Genomic DNA, 3,725 nt, shown 5'->3' with positions numbered 1-3,725 from the left:
CCTCCCGCCCCGGCGCCAAGCTCCCGCACGCCTGGATCACCTCCGGCACCCGCACCCTCTCCACCCTCGACACCGTCGGACAGGGCCGCTTCACGCTGCTCACCGGCATCGGCGGGACCGACTGGCTGCGCGCCGCCGAGGCCCAGGACCTGGAGATCGCCACTGTCGTCATCGGACCCGGTCAGCAGTACGAGGACCCCTACGGCGACTGGGCGCGGCTGAGCGAGGTCGCCGACGCGGGAGCGCTGCTCGTACGGCCGGACGGTTACGTCGCCTTCCGGCACCCGACCGCGGCCGGCTCCGGCGCCGAGGCCGAGCGGCTGCTCGGCGAGGCGGTGCGCCGGATCCTCGGCCACACCTGATTCCCCCCACCGCCGACTGAAAGGTGAACCCCATGCCCCTCGGACTGCTCCGGCGGCGACTGAGGAATGCCCCCGGAAGCGCCGCGGGCCTCACGCTTCCCGTTCCGGCCGGGGCCGGCGTCGTCCTACGCGAGGTCATGGACCCCGTGAACCAGCCGCTCGGCGGCGCCGACGTGACGGTGACCGAGCTGCGCGGCCACCAGGTCGCCGCGCGCGGCACCACGGACCCGTACGGCCTGTTCATGGCCGTGCTGCCGCCCGGCAGCTACAGCCTGATGGTCGTCGCGGAAGGGCTGGAACCGCACCGCGAGACCATCGACGTCCTCGCCGACTCGGGCGCCGCCCCGCAGCGGGTGTGGCTCCAGCCGGGCCGGCAGGCCGACCTGCCGGTCCCGGGGACCTGGCTCTTCGACCCGCCCCACACGGCGATCCGCTTCATCGCCAAGCACGTCGGCATGGCCCATGTGCACGGCCGCTTCGAACGCTTCGAGGGCGGCATCCAGGTCACCCAGGACATCGCCGACTCGCGCGTCCATGTGCGCATCGACGCCTCCAGCATCACCACGGGCAACAACACCCGTGACGCACACCTGCGCTCGGCCGACTTCCTCGACGTCGAGCACTTCCCCTACATCGACTTCCGCAGCACCCGCTTCGCCTACCGCGGCGGCAGCAAGTGGTCCCTGCTCGGCACGCTGACCATGCACGGGGTCAGCCGGTCGGTGTCGCTGGACACAACCTATCTCGGCATGGTCAACGGCGGTTACGGCGAGGAGCTGCGCTGCGCGGCCCTGGCCAAGGCGGAGCTCCACCGCGAGGACTACACCCTGAACTGGCGTTCGATGCTGGCGCGCGGGATCGCGGTCGTCGGCCCGACGGTCCAGCTGGAGCTGGACGTCCAGGCGATGTACCGCACCCACGACACACCGACCCCGCCCGAGTAGGCGGCGCGCGCCGGCCGGGCGCTCCCCCCTTGCCCCAGGAGGGCGCCCGGCGCACGCTGGTGCCATGGGTGCGCACGACGGCCCCACGCTGATCACCTCCGTCCAGCGGGCCTTCCGGTTGCTGGAGGCGGTGAGCGCGCACGACAACGGCGCGACCGCCAAGCAACTGGCCCGTGAGACCGGGCTGCCGTTGGCCACCGCCTATCACCTGCTGCGCACGTTGGTGCACGACGGGTACGCGCGGAAGGTGGAGGACGGCAGATTCGTCCTCGGGGACAAACTGCAGACGCTCGGGACGACGGGGCGCGGGCAGGCGCTGCTCAGCCGGGTGCGGCCCACGCTCGCTGCACTGCGGGACGAGCTCGCGACCGCCGCCTATCTCACCTTCTACGAGGACGGCGAGATCCGAGTCGCCGAGATCGTCGACGGCCCCCGGGCGCCACGCGTCGATCTCTGGGTGGGCTTCGAGGACGCCGGACATGCCACCGCGCTGGGCAAGTCCGTCCTGCGGGAGCTGGACGACGAGGCCCGCAGGGACTACCTGTCCCGCCACCACCTCGCCGACCTCACCCCGCGGACGATCACCAGTCCGCCGGAACTGCTCCGGCGCCTGGACTCCTCGCCCGTGGCCCCGGCGGTCACCGACCTCGAGGAGTACTGTCTGGGCACGGTGTGCGTCGCGGTGCCCGTCTACTGCGGGGACACGCTCGGCTCGCTCGGTGTCTCCATGCCGGCCGAGCGGCTGTCCCGGCTGCCGGAGGTGCGGGCCCGCCTGATCCCGACCGCGAGCCGCGTGACCAGGGGCCTCTCGCTCACTATCTGAAATTCCGCTCCTTGTGACGGCCGGGGCCGATTTCGTTTCCTGGAGGAACAAGCGTTTGAGGCGTGGGCCCGGACCGTGCCCCCCACAGGTGAGGACTGCGGACAGAGCATGAGTCAGGCCCGAGAGCAGCTGGCGAGTCAGGCCCGAGAACAGCTGGCCCACTGGGCCTCCGCCCTGCCCGTGCTGATCGTCTGCGCCGTCGTGCTCACCGACCTGGCCGGCGGGGCCGGCATGATCTGGCTGCCCCTGCTGGCCGCCGGCCCCGCCCTCGCCGCCACGACCAACGGGCCGCGCGGTGTGCTGTGCGCGGGGCTGCTCGCCGTGGTGCTGGGCGCGTCCCTGGGCACCCGGGACGGGGTTCCGGGCGGGGAACTGGCGGCCGTCCTGTCCGCCCTGGTGACGGTCACGCTGGCGAGCGGCCTGGCCAGCGTGCTGCGCGGTCGCCGGGAACGCGTGCTGGCGGCGGTCCGCTCGGTCGCCGAGACCGCACAGCACGCGCTGCTCAAGCCGGTGCCGGCGACCGTCGGCCCCTTCCAGGTCGCCGTCCGCTACAGCGCGGCGGCGGCCGAGGCCCGCATCGGCGGCGATCTGTACGCCCTGATCCCCACCCCGTACGGGGTCCGGCTGATCGTCGGCGACGTGCGCGGAAAGGGACTGCCGGCGGTGGGAACCGCGGCGCTGGTGCTCGGGGTCTTCCGGGAGGCCGCCTACGACGAGCCGGACCTCCTGGCCGTGGTCGAGCGCATCGAACGGAGTCTGGCGCGCAATCTCGGCGCCGACGACTTCGTCACCGCCGTGGTCGCCGGATACCCCGGAGCCGGGCGGCTGGAGATGGTGAACTGCGGGCACGCGCCGCCGCTGCTGGTCCGCCGGTCGGGCGGCGGCCTGAGCGTGGAGCCGGTGGAACCCGCCCACCCGGCGCCACCCCTCGGGCTGCGCGCGCTGACCGGACACCCTCCCGGCCTGCAGGTGCTGCCCTTCGCCGACGGGGACCAGCTGCTCCTCTACACCGACGGGGTCACCGAGGCCCGCGACCGGGGCCGGGCGTTCTATCCGCTCGGCGAGGGGCTGGCGCGCCACGCCTGCGAGGAGCCGTCCCGCACCCTGGACGCGCTGCACGCGGAACTGCTGGCGCATGTGGGCGGCCGGCTCCACGACGACGCGGCACTGCTTCTGATCCGCAAACCCGCGGTGCCCGTCATCGCCGGGTGAACGCTTCTTGACCCCCAGTCGGGCCTCCATGATGCTGTGTTGCGACACATGCTCTGTGTGCCGCAATGAGCAACATTCGACTCAGGTCTCGTACCAGCCGAGGAGTGGCCATGACTCATCAGGTCCGTGCTGTCGTCGCCTTGAAGAAGGGCGCCCCTGTCAGCCTGGAGACGATCATCGTGCCCGATCCGGGGCCGGGTGAGGCGCTGGTGAGGGTCGAGGCCTGCGGGGTGTGCCACACCGATCTGCACTACCGCGAGGGCGGCATCAACGACGACTTCCCCTTCCTGCTGGGCCATGAGGCCGCGGGTGTGGTGGAGGCGGTGGGGGAGGGTGTCACCGACGTGGCGCCCGGGGACTTCGTGATCCTCAACTGGCGTGCGG

At 72.5% G+C, this 3,725-nt stretch carries 5 protein-coding genes; all 5 read left to right on the top strand.

Annotated features, from left to right (window positions below):
* On the top strand, positions 1 to 362 hold a 362-nt coding region (locus GRC12_RS42685), incomplete at its 5' end, for an aromatic-ring hydroxylase C-terminal domain-containing protein (protein ID WP_439959954.1).
* A 32-nt stretch (positions 363 to 394) separates the two neighbouring features.
* Entirely contained in the window at positions 395 to 1,306 is a 912-nt protein-coding gene (locus GRC12_RS42680; protein WP_208785824.1) for a YceI family protein, read from the top strand.
* 64 nt (positions 1,307 to 1,370) lie between these two features.
* The gene (locus GRC12_RS42675) at positions 1,371 to 2,129 is read left to right on the top strand and encodes an IclR family transcriptional regulator (protein WP_208785823.1); all 759 of its coding nucleotides are present in this window, start codon (positions 1,371 to 1,373) and stop codon (positions 2,127 to 2,129) included.
* Positions 2,130 to 2,237: 108 nt separating this feature from the next.
* A complete protein-coding gene (locus GRC12_RS42670; RefSeq protein ID WP_208785822.1) occupies positions 2,238 to 3,341 on the top strand; it encodes a PP2C family protein-serine/threonine phosphatase in 1,104 nt (367 codons plus the stop codon).
* A gap of 110 nt (positions 3,342 to 3,451) precedes the next feature.
* Positions 3,452 to 3,725, top strand: a 274-nt coding sequence (locus GRC12_RS42665) for an alcohol dehydrogenase catalytic domain-containing protein (RefSeq protein WP_208785821.1), incomplete at its 3' end; no start/stop codon positions are given.

This window comes from Streptomyces griseorubiginosus, from assembly GCF_017614965.1.
Lineage (GTDB): Bacteria > Actinomycetota > Actinomycetes > Streptomycetales > Streptomycetaceae > Streptomyces > Streptomyces griseorubiginosus_B.
This window is presented reverse-complemented; position numbering and strand designations above follow the sequence as displayed.